This window comes from Stenotrophomonas sp. YJH_SMC_12-1 (assembly GCF_059370935.1).
In genome coordinates this window covers 468,004-484,532 of record NZ_JCAFUD010000001.1, presented here as the reverse complement: position 1 = coordinate 484,532, position 16,529 = coordinate 468,004, and the positions used below count along the sequence as shown (strand labels likewise).

At 67.9% G+C, this 16,529-nt stretch carries 21 protein-coding genes; 11 read left to right on the top strand and 10 right to left on the bottom strand.

From position 1 onward, the window contains the following. Positions 1 to 77: 77 nt before the first annotated feature. Complete coding sequence (locus AC5P8Y_RS02295; protein WP_033834386.1) at positions 78 to 776, bottom strand: RNA pseudouridine synthase; 699 nt, start codon at positions 774 to 776, stop codon at positions 78 to 80. A 47-nt stretch (positions 777 to 823) separates the two neighbouring features. Next, positions 824 to 1,324: a M48 metallopeptidase family protein gene (locus tag AC5P8Y_RS02290; RefSeq protein WP_049431303.1), complete on the bottom strand. Its 501-nt coding sequence runs from the start codon at positions 1,322 to 1,324 to the stop codon at positions 824 to 826. Between the two features lie 62 nt (positions 1,325 to 1,386). Here AC5P8Y_RS02290 and AC5P8Y_RS02285 point away from each other — a divergent pair, with 62 nt between their 5' ends. Both AC5P8Y_RS02285 and AC5P8Y_RS02280 read left to right on the top strand, forming a co-directional pair. Beyond that, complete coding sequence (locus AC5P8Y_RS02285) at positions 1,387 to 1,944, top strand: DUF2058 domain-containing protein (RefSeq protein WP_033834333.1); 558 nt, start codon at positions 1,387 to 1,389, stop codon at positions 1,942 to 1,944. A 170-nt stretch (positions 1,945 to 2,114) separates the two neighbouring features. Continuing rightward, positions 2,115 to 2,381, top strand: a complete 267-nt coding sequence (locus AC5P8Y_RS02280) for a DksA/TraR family C4-type zinc finger protein (protein WP_005414219.1) — start codon at positions 2,115 to 2,117, stop codon at positions 2,379 to 2,381. Positions 2,382 to 2,891: 510 nt separating this feature from the next. Here AC5P8Y_RS02280 and AC5P8Y_RS02275 read toward each other — a convergent pair. Both AC5P8Y_RS02275 and AC5P8Y_RS02270 read right to left on the bottom strand, forming a co-directional pair. After that, the gene (locus AC5P8Y_RS02275; RefSeq protein WP_080353465.1) at positions 2,892 to 3,485 is read right to left on the bottom strand and encodes a mechanosensitive ion channel family protein; all 594 of its coding nucleotides are present in this window, start codon (positions 3,483 to 3,485) and stop codon (positions 2,892 to 2,894) included. Between the two features lie 36 nt (positions 3,486 to 3,521). Continuing rightward, positions 3,522 to 3,701 (bottom strand): hypothetical protein, encoded by a 180-nt coding sequence (locus tag AC5P8Y_RS02270; RefSeq protein ID WP_005410570.1) that lies wholly within the window; start codon positions 3,699 to 3,701, stop codon positions 3,522 to 3,524. Positions 3,702 to 3,827: 126 nt separating this feature from the next. On the opposite strand from AC5P8Y_RS02270, the gene AC5P8Y_RS02265 reads away from it, so the two are divergent. Genes AC5P8Y_RS02265 through AC5P8Y_RS02255 form a run of 3 tightly spaced genes read left to right on the top strand, consistent with a single transcriptional unit; the run spans position 3,828 to position 5,828 of the window. After that, positions 3,828 to 4,406, top strand: a complete 579-nt coding sequence (locus AC5P8Y_RS02265) for an RNA polymerase sigma factor (RefSeq protein WP_033834331.1) — start codon at positions 3,828 to 3,830, stop codon at positions 4,404 to 4,406. After that, positions 4,403 to 4,936 (top strand): hypothetical protein, encoded by a 534-nt coding sequence (locus AC5P8Y_RS02260; protein ID WP_005410568.1) that lies wholly within the window; start codon positions 4,403 to 4,405, stop codon positions 4,934 to 4,936. The genes AC5P8Y_RS02265 and AC5P8Y_RS02260 overlap by 4 nt, the downstream gene beginning before the upstream one ends. A gap of 10 nt (positions 4,937 to 4,946) precedes the next feature. Then, the gene (locus AC5P8Y_RS02255) at positions 4,947 to 5,828 is read left to right on the top strand and encodes a DUF4097 family beta strand repeat-containing protein (protein ID WP_033834330.1); all 882 of its coding nucleotides are present in this window, start codon (positions 4,947 to 4,949) and stop codon (positions 5,826 to 5,828) included. Positions 5,829 to 5,877: 49 nt separating this feature from the next. Here the strand turns inward: AC5P8Y_RS02255 and AC5P8Y_RS02250 are convergent, their stop codons facing one another. The 3 genes from AC5P8Y_RS02250 to AC5P8Y_RS02240 form a co-directional block, all read right to left on the bottom strand. Continuing rightward, positions 5,878 to 6,060, bottom strand: a complete 183-nt coding sequence (locus AC5P8Y_RS02250; protein WP_005410566.1) for a hypothetical protein — start codon at positions 6,058 to 6,060, stop codon at positions 5,878 to 5,880. 11 nt (positions 6,061 to 6,071) lie between these two features. Further along, entirely contained in the window at positions 6,072 to 6,365 is a 294-nt protein-coding gene (locus tag AC5P8Y_RS02245; protein ID WP_053462562.1) for a YkgJ family cysteine cluster protein, read from the bottom strand. Positions 6,366 to 6,594: 229 nt separating this feature from the next. Next, positions 6,595 to 7,956, bottom strand: coding sequence for an Hsp70 family protein (locus AC5P8Y_RS02240; protein ID WP_164133618.1), 1,362 nt, complete (start codon positions 7,954 to 7,956; stop codon positions 6,595 to 6,597). A 182-nt stretch (positions 7,957 to 8,138) separates the two neighbouring features. Between AC5P8Y_RS02240 and AC5P8Y_RS02235 the strand changes: the two genes are divergently transcribed. Beyond that, entirely contained in the window at positions 8,139 to 8,474 is a 336-nt protein-coding gene (locus tag AC5P8Y_RS02235; protein WP_005414225.1) for a zinc ribbon domain-containing protein YjdM, read from the top strand. A 6-nt stretch (positions 8,475 to 8,480) separates the two neighbouring features. Here AC5P8Y_RS02235 and AC5P8Y_RS02230 read toward each other — a convergent pair whose 3' ends face one another. Further along, the gene (locus AC5P8Y_RS02230) at positions 8,481 to 9,632 is read right to left on the bottom strand and encodes a transglutaminase-like domain-containing protein (RefSeq protein ID WP_033834326.1); all 1,152 of its coding nucleotides are present in this window, start codon (positions 9,630 to 9,632) and stop codon (positions 8,481 to 8,483) included. A 240-nt stretch (positions 9,633 to 9,872) separates the two neighbouring features. On the opposite strand from AC5P8Y_RS02230, the gene AC5P8Y_RS02225 reads away from it, so the two are divergent. The 4 genes from AC5P8Y_RS02225 to AC5P8Y_RS02210 all read left to right on the top strand — a co-directional run bounded on the left by AC5P8Y_RS02225 (position 9,873) and on the right by AC5P8Y_RS02210 (position 12,737). Beyond that, complete coding sequence (locus AC5P8Y_RS02225) at positions 9,873 to 10,475, top strand: HD domain-containing protein (protein ID WP_049430886.1); 603 nt, start codon at positions 9,873 to 9,875, stop codon at positions 10,473 to 10,475. A gap of 49 nt (positions 10,476 to 10,524) precedes the next feature. Further along, positions 10,525 to 10,698, top strand: a complete 174-nt coding sequence (locus AC5P8Y_RS02220) for an oxidoreductase-like domain-containing protein (protein WP_049402330.1) — start codon at positions 10,525 to 10,527, stop codon at positions 10,696 to 10,698. Continuing rightward, positions 10,695 to 11,312, top strand: a complete 618-nt coding sequence (locus tag AC5P8Y_RS02215) for a DUF998 domain-containing protein (RefSeq protein ID WP_495201833.1) — start codon at positions 10,695 to 10,697, stop codon at positions 11,310 to 11,312. Before AC5P8Y_RS02220 ends, AC5P8Y_RS02215 begins: the two co-directional genes overlap by 4 nt. Positions 11,313 to 11,390: 78 nt before the next feature. Next, positions 11,391 to 12,737, top strand: coding sequence for a virulence factor family protein (locus AC5P8Y_RS02210; protein WP_204273457.1), 1,347 nt, complete (start codon positions 11,391 to 11,393; stop codon positions 12,735 to 12,737). Between the two features lie 98 nt (positions 12,738 to 12,835). Here AC5P8Y_RS02210 and mprF read toward each other — a convergent pair whose 3' ends face one another. Next, positions 12,836 to 15,400 (bottom strand): bifunctional lysylphosphatidylglycerol flippase/synthetase MprF, encoded by a 2,565-nt coding sequence (gene mprF, locus AC5P8Y_RS02205; protein WP_005414230.1) that lies wholly within the window; start codon positions 15,398 to 15,400, stop codon positions 12,836 to 12,838. Between the two features lie 192 nt (positions 15,401 to 15,592). On the opposite strand from mprF, the gene AC5P8Y_RS02200 reads away from it, so the two are divergent. After that, on the top strand, positions 15,593 to 15,940 hold the full coding sequence (locus AC5P8Y_RS02200) for a RidA family protein (RefSeq protein WP_005410556.1): 348 nt from the start codon (positions 15,593 to 15,595) through the stop codon (positions 15,938 to 15,940). 151 nt (positions 15,941 to 16,091) lie between these two features. On the opposite strand, the gene rnfB is transcribed toward AC5P8Y_RS02200, so the two are convergent. After that, the gene (gene rnfB, locus AC5P8Y_RS02195) at positions 16,092 to 16,505 is read right to left on the bottom strand and encodes an Rnf electron transport complex subunit RnfB (RefSeq protein WP_012480943.1); all 414 of its coding nucleotides are present in this window, start codon (positions 16,503 to 16,505) and stop codon (positions 16,092 to 16,094) included. Positions 16,506 to 16,529 lie beyond the last annotated feature (24 nt).

The following is a 16,529-nucleotide window of genomic DNA, read 5'->3' as shown; positions in this document are numbered from 1 at the left end:
ACGGGATCCCGCCCCGAGGGGGCGTCACCGATGGGGTCGGATCCCATTCCACAGGAAAGGGCTCTGACCCGCACACCTCAGAACCGCTCGTGGCTGCCCAGGTAGCGCCATTGCCCCGGCGGCAGCGGCCCCAGCGCCACGCGTCCGATACGCAGGCGGCGCACCCCGGTCACCTGCAGCCCGGCGGCTGTCACCGCTGCACGCAGGCCCTTGGCGGTAAGCCCCTTGCCGGCAAAGCGCAGGCGTTGTTCGCTCTGCCAGCTGACCTTGCCGCCGCCGGCCTCCTGCTGCAGACGCGCCATCAGCCATGGCCCACGCTCCGGGCCGCCTTCGGCCACTTCGATCAGGTATTCCTGCTCGGTGCGGCCCAGATTGCGCTGCAGATGGGCCAGCGTGGCCGGATCCTGGCTGACCACCACCAGGCCGCTGTCGCTGGCCGGAAGCGAGGCGGCCAGCTGCAGGCCATGGAAGTGACGCTGCAGAGGACGGATGTCGCTGGCATCGAGTTCGCTGTGGCTGTCACTGCTGACCAGCGCACACAGGGTCTCAGCGGCAACGCCGGCCGGCTTGTTCAACAGCATGCTGACCCGCTCGGCCTTTTCATCGCTGGCCTGCGCGGCTACGACGATCACCGCGCTGTCATCGACCGGGCGCTGCGGCTGCTCCACCACGTCGCCGTTGACCGTGACCCAGCCGCCTTCGATGTAGCGCCGCGCTTCGCCGCGCGGGATGCCGAGCAGGGCGGACAGGCGTTTGTCGAGACGGATCGGTTCCATGGCGGCAAGGTCGGGCAGGGGGCGCGCAGTGTAGCTGCTGCGGCCGGTCAACGCTGGCCGCGGTTGGCCAGCTCGGTCAGGTACAGGCGGGTATCGAACTCCAGCTGCAGGTACTCCGGCTCCATGTGCTGGCACAGCTGGTAGAAAGCCTTGTTGTGGTCGGATTCCTTCAGGTGGGCCAGCTCATGTACCACGATCATGCGCAGGAACGCTGCTGGTGCCTGGCGGAACACGGTGGCGATGCGGATCTCGCGGCTGGCCTTGAGGCGGCCGCCGTGCACGCGGGAAATGGCGGTATGAGTGCCCAGCGCGTGCTTGATCACTTCCAGCGTGTTGTCGTAGCAGACCTTGTTGAGCGGCACCGACTTGCGCAGGTAGCGGTCCTTCAGCTCCTGGGTGTAGTCGTACAGCTGGCGGTCGCTGCGTACCTCGTGCGGGTCGGGATAGCGCTGCTGCAGCCAGGGGCCGAGCTTGCCTTGCGCCAGCAGTTCGCTGACCTGGGCGACCAAGGGTTCGGGATAGCCGGTGAGGTACTTCAGGACTGCCATGCAGGGGCGGCGGGGCGTCGGTAGAATGGGGCATCCAAGATTACACGCGGTACGCACCGACCATGGCAAAGCCCAACGCGCTGCAGGAACAATTGCTCAAGGCCGGCCTGGCCAAGAAGTCGCAGGCCAGCGCCGCCGCGCGCGAGCAGGCCAAGGCCCGGCAGGGCAAGGCCGAATCGACCTCGGCCGACGTCCAGCGCGAGGCTGAACGGGCCCGCGCCGAGAAGGTCGAGCGCGACCGCGCGCTGGCCGCCGAGCGCAATGCGCAGGCCAGGCAGGCTGAACAGAAGGCGCAGGCGAAGCAGATCATCGCGGCCCATGCCGTGCCCCACAAGGGCGATGACGAGTACCGCTTCAGCGATGGCACGGCGATCCGCACCCTGCTGATCGACCCCAAGCTGCGCAAGGCGCTGTCGGTCGGCGTGCTGGTCATCGTTGCCCACGGCGACGGTTACGCGCTGCTGCCACGTGCTGCTGCCGAGAAGGTGCGTGAGCGCGCCCCGGAAGCGATCATCGTCGACCACGGCCAGCCGGGCTCGACCGCGGAGATCTCCACCGGCAACGCCGAGGACGACGCCTACTACGCGCAGTTCCAGGTGCCCGACGACCTGGTCTGGTAAGCAAAAAGGGGACGGAGGGGATTAAGTCGCGATCGACCTGATTGAAGCCCTCCACGTTCTGCTCAGATTGCTGAAGATCAGCCGGGCATGGCTCTGCTCAACACAGGTCTGCTCCTTTGTGCGCGGGTGTATCGTCCCCATATCAGGCGACACACCTGCGGAGGATGGCCATGGCCACCGGTTGGGCGGGAGACGGCGCGGTCCAGGACCAGATCGACGCCACCGTCGACGATGCGATTGCCCGCGCGCGGCGCCAGCTGCGGCAGGGCCCTGGTCTGGAACACTGTGAGGAATGCGACGCACCGATTCCGTTGGCGCGGCGCCAGGCCGTGCCTGGGGTACGGCTGTGCGTGGCGTGCCAGCAGGCGCATGACGACGAAGAGCAGGCGCATGCCGGGTACAACCGGCGTGGCAGCAAGGACAGCCAGCTGAGGTAAGGGGTGTTTTATTGCAGGGCTGCGCCCTGCACCTGCAGAAGCAACGTCAACATCAAAGGCTGGCATTCCGTGGGTTGGCAGGGCGGTGTCGGAGTGCGGGGACGCCGTGAACCCGTCCATGGGGCCTTGGCCGCGGCATCCATGCCGCGGACACCCCGCACTCCGACACCGCCCCGCCTCTGACAGATTTCCGCGATCTGTTGGAACCCGCTGCTGATGCCGACCGTTGGTCGGCACGGGGTCGGATTCAATTTTGACTATCGATATCTGACAGATGAGCCGACCAACGGTCGGCACCCACCAACAGCGCGCGGAATCTGTCAGAGGTGGGGCGGTGTGGGTGGGCAGGACCGTTGGCGCCATGGATGGCGCCATCGAGCCCCCATGGACGGGTTTACGGCGTGTCCTGACCACCCACACCGCCCCGCCATCCCACGGAATGCCGCTCTTGATCTTGCTTCGGCTTCGGCCTCTGCAGGTGCAGGGCGCAGCCCTGCAAAGGCCCCCCCCTCAGCCGTCGCCCTGGATGCCGCCGGGGGCCTGCGCCGGGTCGCGCCAGCGCCGCACCGTGCGCTGGAAGAACAGGTTGTTCGGCAGCTGCAGCACCGTGCCCTCGTGGCCGTCGCCGGTCTCCTGCAGCGTGGTGTAGATCAGGTTCACGTCGATCACCCGGCCCTTCAGGCCCGGTTTCTCGCCGTTCTCCAGCACCTCGATGTAGTCATGCAGGCGGAACGGGCGCGTGGTGAAGATCAGCAGCGTGCAGAAGATGTTGGAGAGCACGCTCCAGGCCGCGAAGAAGGCCACCGCACCCACCGCCGCGAAGCCGGTGAACGCGGTCCACAGTACCGACGGCGATGCGCCGAGCAGGCTGAGGATGTACAGCACTGCGCTGAAATAGACCACGAAACTGGTGATCCGGCGCGCGCCCATCACCATTTCCGGTGGCAGCGTGTAGTGCTCGGCGAAGCGGCGGATCAAGCGCCGTGCCAGCACCCGCAGCAGCCACGCGGCCAGCAGGGTGAGCAGGATCTTCACGGCGATACCCGCGTCGTGGAGCCAAGGGTAGGTCCAGGTCGGCAGGTGATCCTTCAGGGACAACATCATGGGGGCGACGACGGGTGGCAATAACGGCCCTCGATGTTACCCGGCGCGTGCGGGGGATTCGACCGCCGGGGTCCAGGCCAGGCAGACCAGCTCCTGGCGGTGCTGCTGCAGGCAGGCGCGGCCGTTGTCGGGGCGCAGCTGCAGTGACAGGCCCAGCGCCTGCAGCAGGACGCAGGCAGCGATCACCAGCAGGGCGGCGCAGGAAGGGCTGGACATGGCAGGACTCCCGGACGGCAGATTCGCGAAGGACCTTCCATGGATGCAGCAGCCGTCGAAAAGGTTGCATGGCATCGGCCGTCGATCGGCTCTAAACCTTTTCCCGGGTCGCCGCATCCAAGCGATATGCTCGACACCACCATGCCCGCGCCGCCCGCCGCCAACGACGCCGTCGACGAACCCGCTCTGGTACGGGCGGCGGCCGCCGGGGACACCGCTGCCTACGAACTGCTGTACCGGCGTCACGCGCCGCGTGTATTCGCTGTCCTGTGGCGGTTGTGTGGCGGCCAGCAGGCACGTGCCGAGGATGCGCTGCAGGAGGCCTTCCTGCAGGCCTGGAAAGCCCTGCCAGGGTTCCGTTTCGAGAGCAGCCTGTCCACCTGGCTGCATCGGCTGGGGGTCAACGCCGCACTGATGGAACTGCGTGGTCGCGCCGCAGGGCAGGATCACGACAGTCTGGAGGATGTCGATGGCGGCCTGCTGGAACTGGCGGTGCATGACCGTTGCGCGGGTACCGAGCGTGACCTGGAGCGCGCATTGTCGACACTGCCACCACGGGCGCGTGCGGTACTGGTGCTGCACGATATCGAAGGCTGGAAACACCAGGAAATCGCCGAGCAGCTGCAGATGGCTGTCGGCAGTTCCAAGGCACAGCTGCATCGTGCGCGCGGCCTGTTGCGCGCACGGCTGGGAGACATGACATGAGTACACACGAACACGATTCCGATCACGACCTGCTGGCCCGGCTGCGCGCGCTGCCGAACGAGCGCGATGTACCCGCCGATGGCTGGGCACGCCTGTCCGCCCGGCTGCCGCCGCGTGAATCGCAGGCAGCGCCCGCGCCAACGGACAACGTGGTGGTCCTGCCGGTGCGTTCGCGGCGCCGCTGGTGGTTGCCGGCCGGCGCTGCCCTGGCTGCCAGCTTGGCACTGTATGCGGTGGCGCCGTGGCGGCATGCGCAGCCGGATACGCCGGCGCCATCCGCCCTGCAGCTGCAGGCCGCGGCGATGACCGAGCAGTATCAGCAGGCCGTCGCTTCGCTGCCCGATGGACGGGCGCCGGAATGGCAGCCGGCCCTGCACGAACTGGATGAAAGCGCGGCGCAGATCCGTGCCGCCCTGGCGCAGGACCCGCGTGCGCCGCACCTGCTTGGCCAGCTCAAGCGCACCTATGCGCTGCGGCTGGAACTGACCCGGCAGGCGGCCTATGCCGCCGAGTCCGGCTTGACGACCTGAGGAGACCCCCATGACCCGAACCCTGATTTCCTGCTGTGTCGCGCTGCTGCTGACCCCTGCCGTGGCACTGGCCGACATCCGCATCGACGAGCGCCACACCTTGGCTGCGGGCGGTCGCATCGAGCTGAGCAACGTGGCCGGCAAGGTGACCGTGCGTGGCTGGGACCGCAATGACGTGCAGCTCACCGGCACGCTCAGCGACGGCCTGCAGTTGCGCCAGGAAAAAAGCGCCAACCGTGTGCGCTGGGAGATCGAATATCCGCGCCGCAGCAACAGCGGTGGTGCAACGCTGGTGTTGAACGTGCCGCGATCGGTGGAGCTGCTGCTGAGCACGGTCAGCGCCAGCCAGGACATCAGTGGTATCGACGTGCGACGGCTGCAGGCCGACACGGTCAGCGGCAGCCTGAGCGCGGCTGGCCGCAGTGGCGACAGCAAGCTCAACACGGTCAGTGGCAGTGTCAGCGCACGCCTGCAGACACCGAAGCTGGATGTGAACACCGTCAGTGGCCGCATCGAGGCCGGCGGTGGCGTGTCCGGTGATATCGGTGCGCAGACGGTGTCCGGACGGGTCCAGGTCGACGCCGGGCGCGTGCAGCGACTGGCGGTGGAAACCGTTTCGGGCAGCATCGATCTGGCAGCAGCCGGGTTGGCGCCCGGCGGCCGCATCAATGTCGAATCGGTCAGTGCCTCGGTCACGCTGAGCCTGCCACGCACGGTGTCGGCACAGCTGTCGGTGAACAGCTTCAGCGGCTCGATCAACAGCGACGCCGGTCAGGTGGAGCGGCCGCGCTACGGGCCGGGCAGCCATCTCGATACGCGTCTGGGGGGCGGCGATGGAGACATCCGCATCCAGTCGCATTCGGGCAGTGTGCGGGTACGCCTGGATCGCTGAGCACGGTCCGGCAGGCCGCGGCGGCAGCGCCGCCGCGGTCGGTACTGGGTCAGCTGGCTTTCTTCAGCGCCCAGGTGGTGCCGAGGACTTCGATCTTGCCACCGGCCTTGCGGAACGCTGCCAGGTCCGAAGCGATCGAATCGCTGCTGACCACGGTGCTGGCGGCCGCGCCCTTGCGTTCGCTGCGGATGCTGTTGCTGGCCTTCGCGGGGGTCTTTGCCTTGCGGGGCATGGTTGCTCCTGTCAGGTGGAAGGGGAGGAAAGCGCCCAGGCATCGGCCTGGCGCAGGTAGTCCTGCCGCTCGCGGCGGCAGTCATCGCCGCCCATCGAAAACTGGCGGCAGATCGCCGGGCGCTGCGAATAGATCGTGCAGCGCAGGTGATAGGGATCGATCGCCGCGCACCAGCCTTCCTCGTTGCGCGCCATCACGGCACGGCCGTGGGTGTCGCGTGACAGGAACTGGCCAGGCACGTGGTCGCCGGGCTGCAGCAGCACGGGCAGCCGGCAACAGACCGCGTCACAACGGCGGCAGTCGATGGGTGCAGGTGCTGCGTCAGGTTGTAAGGCCACAGGGGCCTGGCGGGTGCCCAAAGCGGGTCTCGATGGCGGCTCAGGTGCTGCGCGGACCATGAACGAGCCAGGAAGGCATGGCCGCTAGGCCCGCAGGGCGGGCCAGGCTGCACCGTGGACACACACCGGCGTGGCCGGTGGAAGGTGCAGCGGGGTTCTAGCCGACCAAGAGTAACTTAGACCGCGTAACGTTTTGTTAATCCTGGCAGGCTGCCGCCAACGCCAGGCCCTGGACCACGCCCAGCGAGGGCTCGCCGTGGACCATGCGGGCCCCCGGGAAGGCCTCGGCCACGGCCTGGCGCAGGTAGCCGGCACGGGACATGCCGCCGGTCAGGAACACCGCATCCGGGTCGCCCCCGATGTCGCTGCGGACCTGGGCCAGCAGTTCCCGGATCTGCTCCAGGTAGCCGTGGGCGGCGGCGGCCAGGCCATCGGCGCTGCTGTCGGCATGCAGGTCGCGGGCGATGTAGTCCAGCGTGCTGCGGTGCTCGCTGGCGGCGCTGAGGGCGATCTTGGCGCGTTCGACATCGCGGTACAGGCGGGCGGTATTGCCGGTGTCCTGCAGGGCCTGCAGGCGCCCGCCCCACGGCTCGTCGACGTGATCGTATTTGTGCTGGCGGAAGTCGCGCTGGCGCGTCATGTCCTGCACGGTGGCTGCTTCCACATAGTGGTGGGCGGGCACGCGGGTGATGCCGCGGCCGAACAGCGGCATGTAGCTGGACAGGCTCAGCGCCAGATCAATGTCGGTACCCCCGCGGGCGATACCCCACGCGCGGTGGATACGCGGGGCGTCGTCGCCGCCGACTTCGGCATGCGCGATATCGGTGGTACCGCCGCCGATGTCGACGATCACCGCCTGGTGCCGCTCGCGGCTTTCGGCGTGGTAGTGCATGGCCGCCGCGGCGGGTTCTTCGAGGAAATCGATCTGGTCGAAGCCGGCCTGGGTGGCGGCCTCGCGCAGGATATCCAGTGCCTGGTCATTGCCGGCCGCGCCGATCGAGCTGCGGAACTGCACCGGGCGGCCGAGCAGAGCGGCACGCAGCGGCTGGCCAAGCTGGGCGCTGGCGGTCAGGCGGATGTGTTCGAGGATGTGCGCGGCGATGCCGGTGATGGTCTGCTTCGCGCGTGGGTGCAGGTTGTAGCCCAGCATCGACTTCGGGCTCTGCACCAGGTTGCCTTCGTGTTCCTCGAAATAGGCTTCCAGCGCGTCGTCGCCGTAGACCGCGTTCTGCAGCAGGTCGCTGGCGCTGCGTTCCTTGCCGGCGCGGGCCTCCATCCATTCACGGCGCAGGGCGCGCAGGGCTTCACGGCGCAGCGCCTGCGGGGTGCGTTCCTGGCCGGCGGCACGGGCTGCACGCGCGGCGCTATCGATCATCTGCTGCAGCTGGTGTTCCTGGCCGTCGTCGAGCTGGAAGTCGTCCGGGTCGGGCACCACGCCGGGGAAGTACACGCTGGTGCGGAACTGTTCGGCGTCACCGAAACGGATCGGCAGCAGTTTCCCCTCATGCACGATGGCGGCGGCGGAATTGCTGGTACCGAAGTCGATGCCGAGGCACATGGGGAGTTCCGGGGGCGGTCAGGGGCCGCGCACTCTGCTGCAGTTCGCCGCCGACTGCAAGTTCCAGCGTCGCGGCTGCTCCAGCCGTGGTCATGGCGGCGGCCGGGCACCTGCCAGGGAGCCGGGGCCCCGGACCGGGCGGTTACAATGGCGGCTGTTGATTCACTTTGAGGTACTTGCCGATGTCGTCTGTTCCCGCCTGCCCGCAGTGCACCCTGGAAAACACCTATGCCGATGGCGCGCTGTGGATCTGCGCCGATTGCGGTTTCGAATGGACCGCCGAGGAAAGTGCCGGTTCGACCCTGGTCGTGCGTGACAGCAACGGCAATACCCTGCAGGCCGGCGACACCGTCACCGTGATCAAGGACCTGAAGGTGAAGGGGTCTTCGATCCCGCTGAAGCAGGGCACCGTGATCCGCAACATTCGCCTGGTCGAAGATGATGCCGAGCACATCGAAGGCAACTCGGACAAGATCAAGGGCCTGGTCCTGAAGACCTGCTTCCTCAAGAAGGCCTGATCGGTCTCAGCGCCTGGCCTGCTGCTGCGCGCGCCAGCGGGCCAGGCTGTCGAGCTTGGCCTGGTAGCGTGCCTGCTCCGGTGCACCACCCAGAAGCTGCGCGCGGGTCAGTTCACGGTCGGCGCGTTCAAGCTGCCCGGACAGGAAATACACGCGCGCCAGCCCGAAGTGGAACTGGTGCGCGGTGTCATACAGGCGTACGGCCTGCCGGTAATAGCGGATGGCTTCGGCCAGCTTTCCGGCCTGCTCGGCCTGCGTGCCCAGCATGTACTGCGCGAACGGGTCCTCACGCTGCACCGACTTCAAGCGTCGCTCCAGAGCCTTGGCCTGCGCATCCAGCCCAAGCTGCCGATACAGCGCGCTGGCATTGGTCAGCGCCGCATCCTGGCGGCCGTCCAGGCGCAGGGCGCGGTCCAGTGCCTCCCGCGCCGCACCGGTGTTGCCCTCACGGTTGTCGAGCACACCCAGGTTGTTCCAGACCGAGGGGAACGCGCGATCCTGCACGACCGAGGCATCGAAGAACGCGCGGGCGCCGACGAGGTCTCCTTCGGCCATGCGTTCGGCACCTCGATTGTTGTAGAAATGCGCCAGTGCACGCGCGCGGCTGACCGGCTGCGGGCCGCGGCGGTCGTAGAGTACGTTGCGATCGAGGTCGACCGTGGCGTAACGCCCCGCGATCTCCACGCCCGCGTTGACGTGGCCCACACTGTAGACCACGCCGGCGTCCTGGTCCTGGTACCAGGACACGACCTGGCCGACTTCCTGGACGCGGGCCTGGATGCCAGCCTCGCGCGCCAGTGCCACGAACATCAGCGTGAAGGCGAGGCAGTTGGCGCGGCGCTGCTGCCAGACTTCGTCCACGGTATAGGTCGCGTTCGCGTCGTACTGCAGGTCCAGCCCCTGGCGGCCGAAGATCATTTCCACCAGTGCCTGCAGCCGCTGCTCGCGCGATGAACTGCGGTCGATCACCTGCGCCTGCAGCATCGCGCGCATTGCGGGAGGAATCGCGAAGACCTGTTCCGGTGAGGGGACCTCCACCGGGGGGACGCTTCCGATGGGCGGGAGTGCATCGGTGCGCGGGTGGTCCTGTGCGCAGAGCGGCGCGGCCATCAAAGCGGCCAGGACCACGACGAAGATGCGGGCGGCAGGGCGGTACATGACAGTTCCCGGCAGCGGCGGGCGCTCCCGCCTGCAGCGAGTGTAGACCCGGCGGCGCCGCGCTGCAGTGACCGTTGGTCGGCGCGTGGCCGGTACGGCGTTTCATCCACAACCGATGTGGACCAGCGCTCGACAAAGCTGTGGACAACCGCGTCCAGGCCTCACCGGGCAAGCGTTGTGAGTATGTGGTGAAAAAACCATCAGCTTGCCGCGGGGCTGCGCAGGCGGGATGATCCGGGTATGGATTTCTCTCCGCTGACGCTGGCTCCTGCGCAGTGGCAGGCGCTGCAGGACAGCTACGCAACGCCGCCCCGCGCCTACCACCACTTCGGACACGTACGCGCGGTGCTGCAGCACTGCCAGGACGTGGCTGACGGCCCGGGCTGGCAGAGGCCCGCCGAGGTGTACCTGGCCGTGCTCTACCACGACGCGATCTATGTGGCGGGCCGCAAAGACAACGAAGGGCGTTCGGCGGCGCTGGCCCTGCAGGCAATCGCACGGGCCCCGGAACTGGCCGGCGTCGACGCCGCGCGGGTCGAGCAGTTGATCCTGCTGACAGCCCGCCATGGCGATCTGGGCCCGGACGACGTTGATGCCGAGGCCGCGCTGTTCCTGGACTGCGACATGGCGATCCTGGCCGCGCCCGAGCCGGTGTTCGCCGCCTACGATCGTGGCGTGGCCGAAGAGTACAAAGGGGTCGTGCCGGGCTTCCTGTACCGCGCCGGGCGTCGCCGTTTCCTGCAGGGGCTGCTGCGGGCGCCGCGCATCTTCCTCAGTGACTTCTTCCACCAGCGCCTGGATGCGGCGGCTCGGGAAAACCTGCGTCGACAGCTGGCCCGCTGAGCTGGACCGGTACACTTGGGCCTGCTCTCACCGATTGTCGCTTCCCACTGTGTCCGTCCCTGATCCCGACCCCCGCCCGCTGCCCCCCGAAGAGCCCGGTCCCAACGAGTGCTGTGGCAGCGGCTGTCCGTTGTGCGTGCTGGATCTGTATGCCGATGAGCTGCAGCGCTATCGCAAGGCGCTGGCCGAATGGAAGGCACGGCATCCGGAGGCAACGCCATGAGCCGTGCGCGTCCGGCGGCGGTGCTGGCACTGGTGGCGCTGCTGCTGTTCGTGGGTACCGCGCTGTGGACCCAGGTCGCGCGCAGTGATCTGGACTGGGTGCGGGCAACCTTGAGCCTGTACCTGCACGGGCCGTGGGGCCTGGCATTGCGCGCTGCCTACTGCCTGCTGGCGCTGGCCATTGCGGCGCTTGGCATTGCGCTGTATCGCGGCAGCATCGGGCCGCGCCGCAGTGCGGCGGCGCCGCTGTTGTTCACTGTCTCTGCACTGGGGCTGGCGACGGTCGCCATCGGTGACAGCTGGCTGCCTGAAGCGACCCCGCTGCTGGCATCGTTCATCCATGGACTGGCAGCCAACACCGCGTTCCTGTGTGCCAGCGTCGGCATGCTGCTGCAGGCCTGGTATCTGCGCCGCGAACCGGGTTGGCAGTCTGCCGCGGGCCTGCTCTGGGGCTGGGCATGGCTGGCCTTCGTGCTGCTGTGGCTGCATGTGCTGTGGCGTGGTGGACCACCGCGTGGGCTGGGACAGAAAGTGGTGATCGCGGTGATCGTTGGCTGGCTGCTGTATCTGGCGATGGCCCTGTACCGGCGCAGCCGTCGGGCCGCAGCCCACTGAATCCCCAACGGCCTGCGCCGGTACGTGCCGTGCACGCGGCGGCGGCGTATCGTGTGCGCATTCCATCGGGGATGCGACATGAAGCGTGCAGGGCTGGGCAGGGCAATGGGTGTGGTTCTGGCGTTGGCAGCGCTGCCGGCAATGGCGGCGGCCAACGTGCAGCAGTTCAGCCACGGGCGGTTCGAGCAGATTCCGGTGCACATGCCGGCTGGCACGCCGCAGCGTGTGGTGATCTGGTTCCATGAATCCACCGCCGGTGGTGATACCAGCCGCCTTCCGATCGAGGCCCTGCGTGCCGATGGCGCGATGGTCGCTGCCGTGGACATCGCGCATCTGCGCAGCGTGCTCAAGCGCGAGGGGAATCCGACCTGTTCGTTCGGTTCCGGCGACGTCGAGAACTTCTCGCGCTGGTTGCAGGCCTCCCTGCACCTGCCTGGCTACCACCTGCCGCTGGTCGGTGGTGATGGTGAAGGCGCCGAGATGGCCTACACGCTGGCCGCACAGGCCGATACCCAGGTATTCGCCGGCCTGCTGACCACCGGCTTCTGCCCGGATCACAGCCACGAGCGCATGGTCTGCGGCGATGGTGTGAAGCACAACAAGCTGCAGCCTGCCGAGTTGAATTCCCCGTGGCTGAGCGCCGCCGGCGACCATGGCTGCAAGGTTGGCGAGGCCAGCCGCTTCCTGCAGCAGGTGGCGATGGCACGCGAGTTCAAGCGCACCGCGCGCGGCGATGCTTCACCCGGCCTGGTGGCGGCGGCGCGGGTGATCGGCGCGCAGGCCGGCGTCAGCCTGGCACCGCCACCAGCCGCGCTGAAGGGCCTGCCGATAGTGGAAGTACCCGCTGCCGGTAATGGCGACACGCTGGCCGTGTTCGTTTCCGGCGATGGCGGCTGGGCCGGCCTGGACAAGGACGTGGCATCGTCGCTCAACGAGCATGGCGTGGCCGTGGTCGGCATCGACTCACTGCGCTACTTCTGGAGCGAACGCACGCCGAAGGGATTTGCCACTGACCTGCAGAAGATCATCGATCACTACCGCCAGCAGTGGCATCGCGACAAGGTGATGCTGATCGGTTTCTCGCAGGGTGCCGACGTGCTGCCGGCCACCATCAACCAGCTCGATGCCGATACCCGCGCAGCGCTGGATCGTATCGTGCTGTTGTCGGTAGGCAGGAAGGCCGACTTTGAATTCCACGTCAGCAACTGGCTGGGTGGTGGCGGCGATGGTCTGCCGATCGCGCCGGAAGTGGCGAAGCTGCCGGCGGCCAAGACCCTCTGCGTGTATGGCGACAAGGATGACGACGCGCTGTGCCCCGGCCTGCCGGCCAACGACGGCGTGCAGAAGGTGAAGCTTCCGGGCGACCATCACTTCAATGGTGATTACGACCGATTGGCCGAAGTGATCCTCAAGGGCGGGGCGTAGCGCCGGGCCACGCCCGAACGCTGTCGCCGCCGTGTCGACCAAGGTCGACACCTACCGGGTGGTTTGCAGCGCCGGGCCATGCCCGGCGGCTCAGGGCTTCAGTTACGCCGCGGGTCCAGAGAGATCAGGCGCGTGGCATCCAGCAACGCGGCCGGCAGATGCATGCCGCCGGGTGCTGCCAGATAGCGCGGTCGCCACTGCGGGTCGAACTTCGACTTGAAGCGGCGCAGGCCACTGAAGCCATAGAAGCGTTCGCCATGCCGCGCGAGCAGGCCGGCCAGTCGGTTCCAGCGACCAGCAAGGCGATGCTGGGCCAGCCCGGACAGCGGCGCCATGCCCAGCGAGAAGCGCGCATAGCCCTGAGCGCGGCCCCACAGGAACAGCTCGATGAACAGGAAGTCCATCGTGCCCTTCGGTGCCTCGTTGACATGGCGCATGAGGTCCACCGACAGCTCGGCACCGGCCGGTGCCTGCCACAGGTTGGCGAATGCCACGATCTGGCCCTCGGCTTCGACCAGTGCCACCGGGAAGCGCGCCAGGTAATCCGGATCGTAGCTGCCCAGCGAGAAACCCTTCTCGTCGCCGGCCTTGTCTTCCAGCCACGCGTTGGAGATCGCGTGCAGGCGGGGAAGCAGGCTGGGAATCTCTTCCACCGGTGCCACGCGGAACGAAAGGCCCCCGCGCTTGCCACGGTTCCAGGCCTGGCGCAGATCGGCGCGTTCGCGGCCTTCCAGGCCGAAGTCGTGCAAGGGCACGATCGCTTCCTCGCCCAGCTTGACCAGGCCCAGGCCCAGGTCGAGATAGGTCTGCCAGTAGGTCTCGCCCACCTGGTAGAACACCGGGCGCAGGCCGAGCCGGTCAGCTTCCTCGCGGAAGCGCCATATCAGCGCGCGCGCCACATCAGGCGGGCCGACCGGATCGCCCATCGCGATCAGCGAACCGCCGTAGCGCTGCATCATCACGAAGCCCTGTTTCGCATCATCGCGCAGCACTGCCTTGTCGGCGGTCAGTACCAGGCAGGCCTGGGTATCGGTGGCACCGGCCAGTACCGGCGCCAATGATTGCAGCGTGGCCTCGTCGGCGGCTGGCAGCGGGCTGCGCGTACTGTGCAGCAGCCGCGCCAGGCCGAACATCACCAGCGCGATCGCCACCACCAGCAGCGCACGCAGCGCACGCGGTGCGTTGCCGGATATCGCAAACTGCCACCACAGTTCGTTCTGGTACTCGACATGGCTGTAGGTGAAGAACAACAGCCAGGTGACCGCCACCAGTACCAGGCCGAGGTTGCGCAGCCATGGCCACGACCATGCTTCATCGAGCAGTGCGCCCTGGCGGTAGAACTCGCGGCGTGCGGCCCACAGCGCCATCGCCACCAGCAGGGCGGAGACCGCGATCAACGGTTGGCCACCGCGCAGCCACAGTGGCAACGGGGTGATCACGCACACGGCCATCGCCAGCATCCATGCGGCATGGCTGCGCCGGGCCAGGCCTTGGCCGATCAGCAGCAGGGCGACGCCGCTGAGACTCCCGATCAGATGGGACGTTTCCAGGATCGGCAGTGATGCGTTGACCAGGTGACGGCGCGGCGTGGGCAACGTGCCGTCGATGACCAGCGCAGCACCGATGCTGAACACCGCCAGCGCGATGATCTGCGGCAACCATGGGCGCAGCGCGTTCCAGCCGGCACGGGTTGCCCCGGCACTGGCCTGCAGCGGCTGGCGCAGCGCGGGTGCAAGCGCGAGCAGGGTGGCCAGCAGCAGGGGCAGCACGTAGTAGGTGACGCGGTAGATCAACGCCGCGGCCAGCACTGCAGCCGGTGCCACCTGTGGCAGCAGCTTCAGCAGGCTCCATTCGAACACGCCGAGGCCGGCGGGCACGGTCGAAACCAGGCCGGCCAGCACCGCGACCAGGTACAGGCCGACGAAGCCGGGCAGGCCGGTCGGCGTCGAGTCCGGAAGCAGCACATAGAACGCGGCACTGGCCAGCACCAGCTCGATCACGCTGAGCACGGTCACCCCGATCATCGTGCGCCGGTCGGGCAGCCACAGCGCATGGCCGAACACGCTGAACTGGCGTCCATCGCGGCCGACCAGCAGCAGGGTGGCCGCATAGGCCAGCAGCGCGACGATGCCGACCACGCGGACCGCATCCGGGTCCAGCGGCAGGGCAAGCGCCGCTGCCGCCGGTTCCATGCACAGCGCCACGCTGATCAGCAGCCACGCACCGAACACGAAGCCGAGCGTGCTCATCAGCACGACCTGGCCGATCTGCGCCAGGTCGAGGCCGGCGGTACGGTAGCCGCGCAGGCGCACCGCACCGCCGGTGAGCGCGGCAAAGCCCACGGTCTGGCCCAGCGTGTGTGCCAGGAACGCGGTGATGCCGATGCGCGCCGGATGCACGCGGATGCCGCTGCGGCGCAGGCCGATGGCATCAAAGCCGATCAGGCAGGCATAGCTGGCCAGGCCCAGCACGACAGTAAGCGCGATCTGCGTGCCACTGAGCTGGTGGAAGGCATGGCGGATGGCGCGGTAGCCGTTCTCATCGAACTCGTTGGCCAGGCCGTGCAGCGCCAGCGCAAGGATCAGCAGCGGGATGACGATGGTGAGGACCCGCTTCCATGCCGGGGTGGAGGGAGCGGTGGCGGGGTCGGTGGTTTCGGTCATCGGCGCAAGGGTGCGTCAGGGAGGGCGAGGGCGGTGTCAATGCAGCCGTGGCGCATCGTGCGCCTGTCGCTGGCATTTGACCAGCGTCGCTGTCGGAAGCCGGTAGTGACCGTGTGTGGAAGGCTGCCCTGCACCCATCGTTGACCGGTTTGGAGGACAATGCAGGCCTGATCACCCGCAGGAGCCACGCCCATGATGGAGCGTTACGACGTCGGACCGCGCATGTCCGAAATGACCGTGTACAACAAGGTCGCCTACCTTTCCGGCCAGATTCCGGAAGACACCAGCCAGGACATCACCGGGCAGACCCGGCAGGTGCTGGCCGAGATCGACAAGCTGCTGGCGCTGGTGGCCAGTGATCGCCAGCACGTGCTGCGCGCCGAAGTGTTCCTGGCCGACATGGCCGATTTCGACGGCATGAACAAGGCATGGGATGAGTGGGTGGTGGAAGGTGCGACCCCGGCGCGCGCCACGGTCGAGGCCAAGCTGGCCCACGCCGACTGGAAGGTCGAGATCGTGGTGACGGCGGCAGTGCCGTAACGGCAAGGTCACCTCCCAGCAGTGGAGGGGGGGTAGAGTCGACTGTTGGTCGACTGTCGCGCGCAGCGCGGGGTTTTGCGCCGCCGGAACGAAGAGCAGTCGACTAACAGTCGACTCTACCCCGCCGCTCCACCGCCGGTTGGTCTGGTGGCTAGGCCGGCACCAGCTCGATGCAGTCGACCGGGCACGGCGGGATGCACAGCTCGCAGCCGGTGCACAGATCGGCGATCACCGTGTGCATGTACTTGGCGCCGCCGACGATGGCGTCCACCGGGCAGGCCTGGATGCACTTGGTGCAGCCGATGCAGTCGGCTTCCACGATCAACGCCACCTGCGGCGCCTTGTGCTCGCCGCGCGAACGATCAAAAGGAATCGCCGGTACGCGCAGAACCTGGGCCAGCGCGCGTGCACCGGCATCGCCACCGGGGGGGCAGCGGTCGACGCCTGCCTCGCCGCGCGCCATCGCCTGCGCGTACGGTCGGCAGCCGTCGTAGCCGCATTGCCCGCATTGGGTCTGCGGCAGCAGGCGGTCGAGGCGTTCGGTCAGGGGCGGGATCAGGCTCATGCGTGGCGAAGGCTGCGCGTCGGG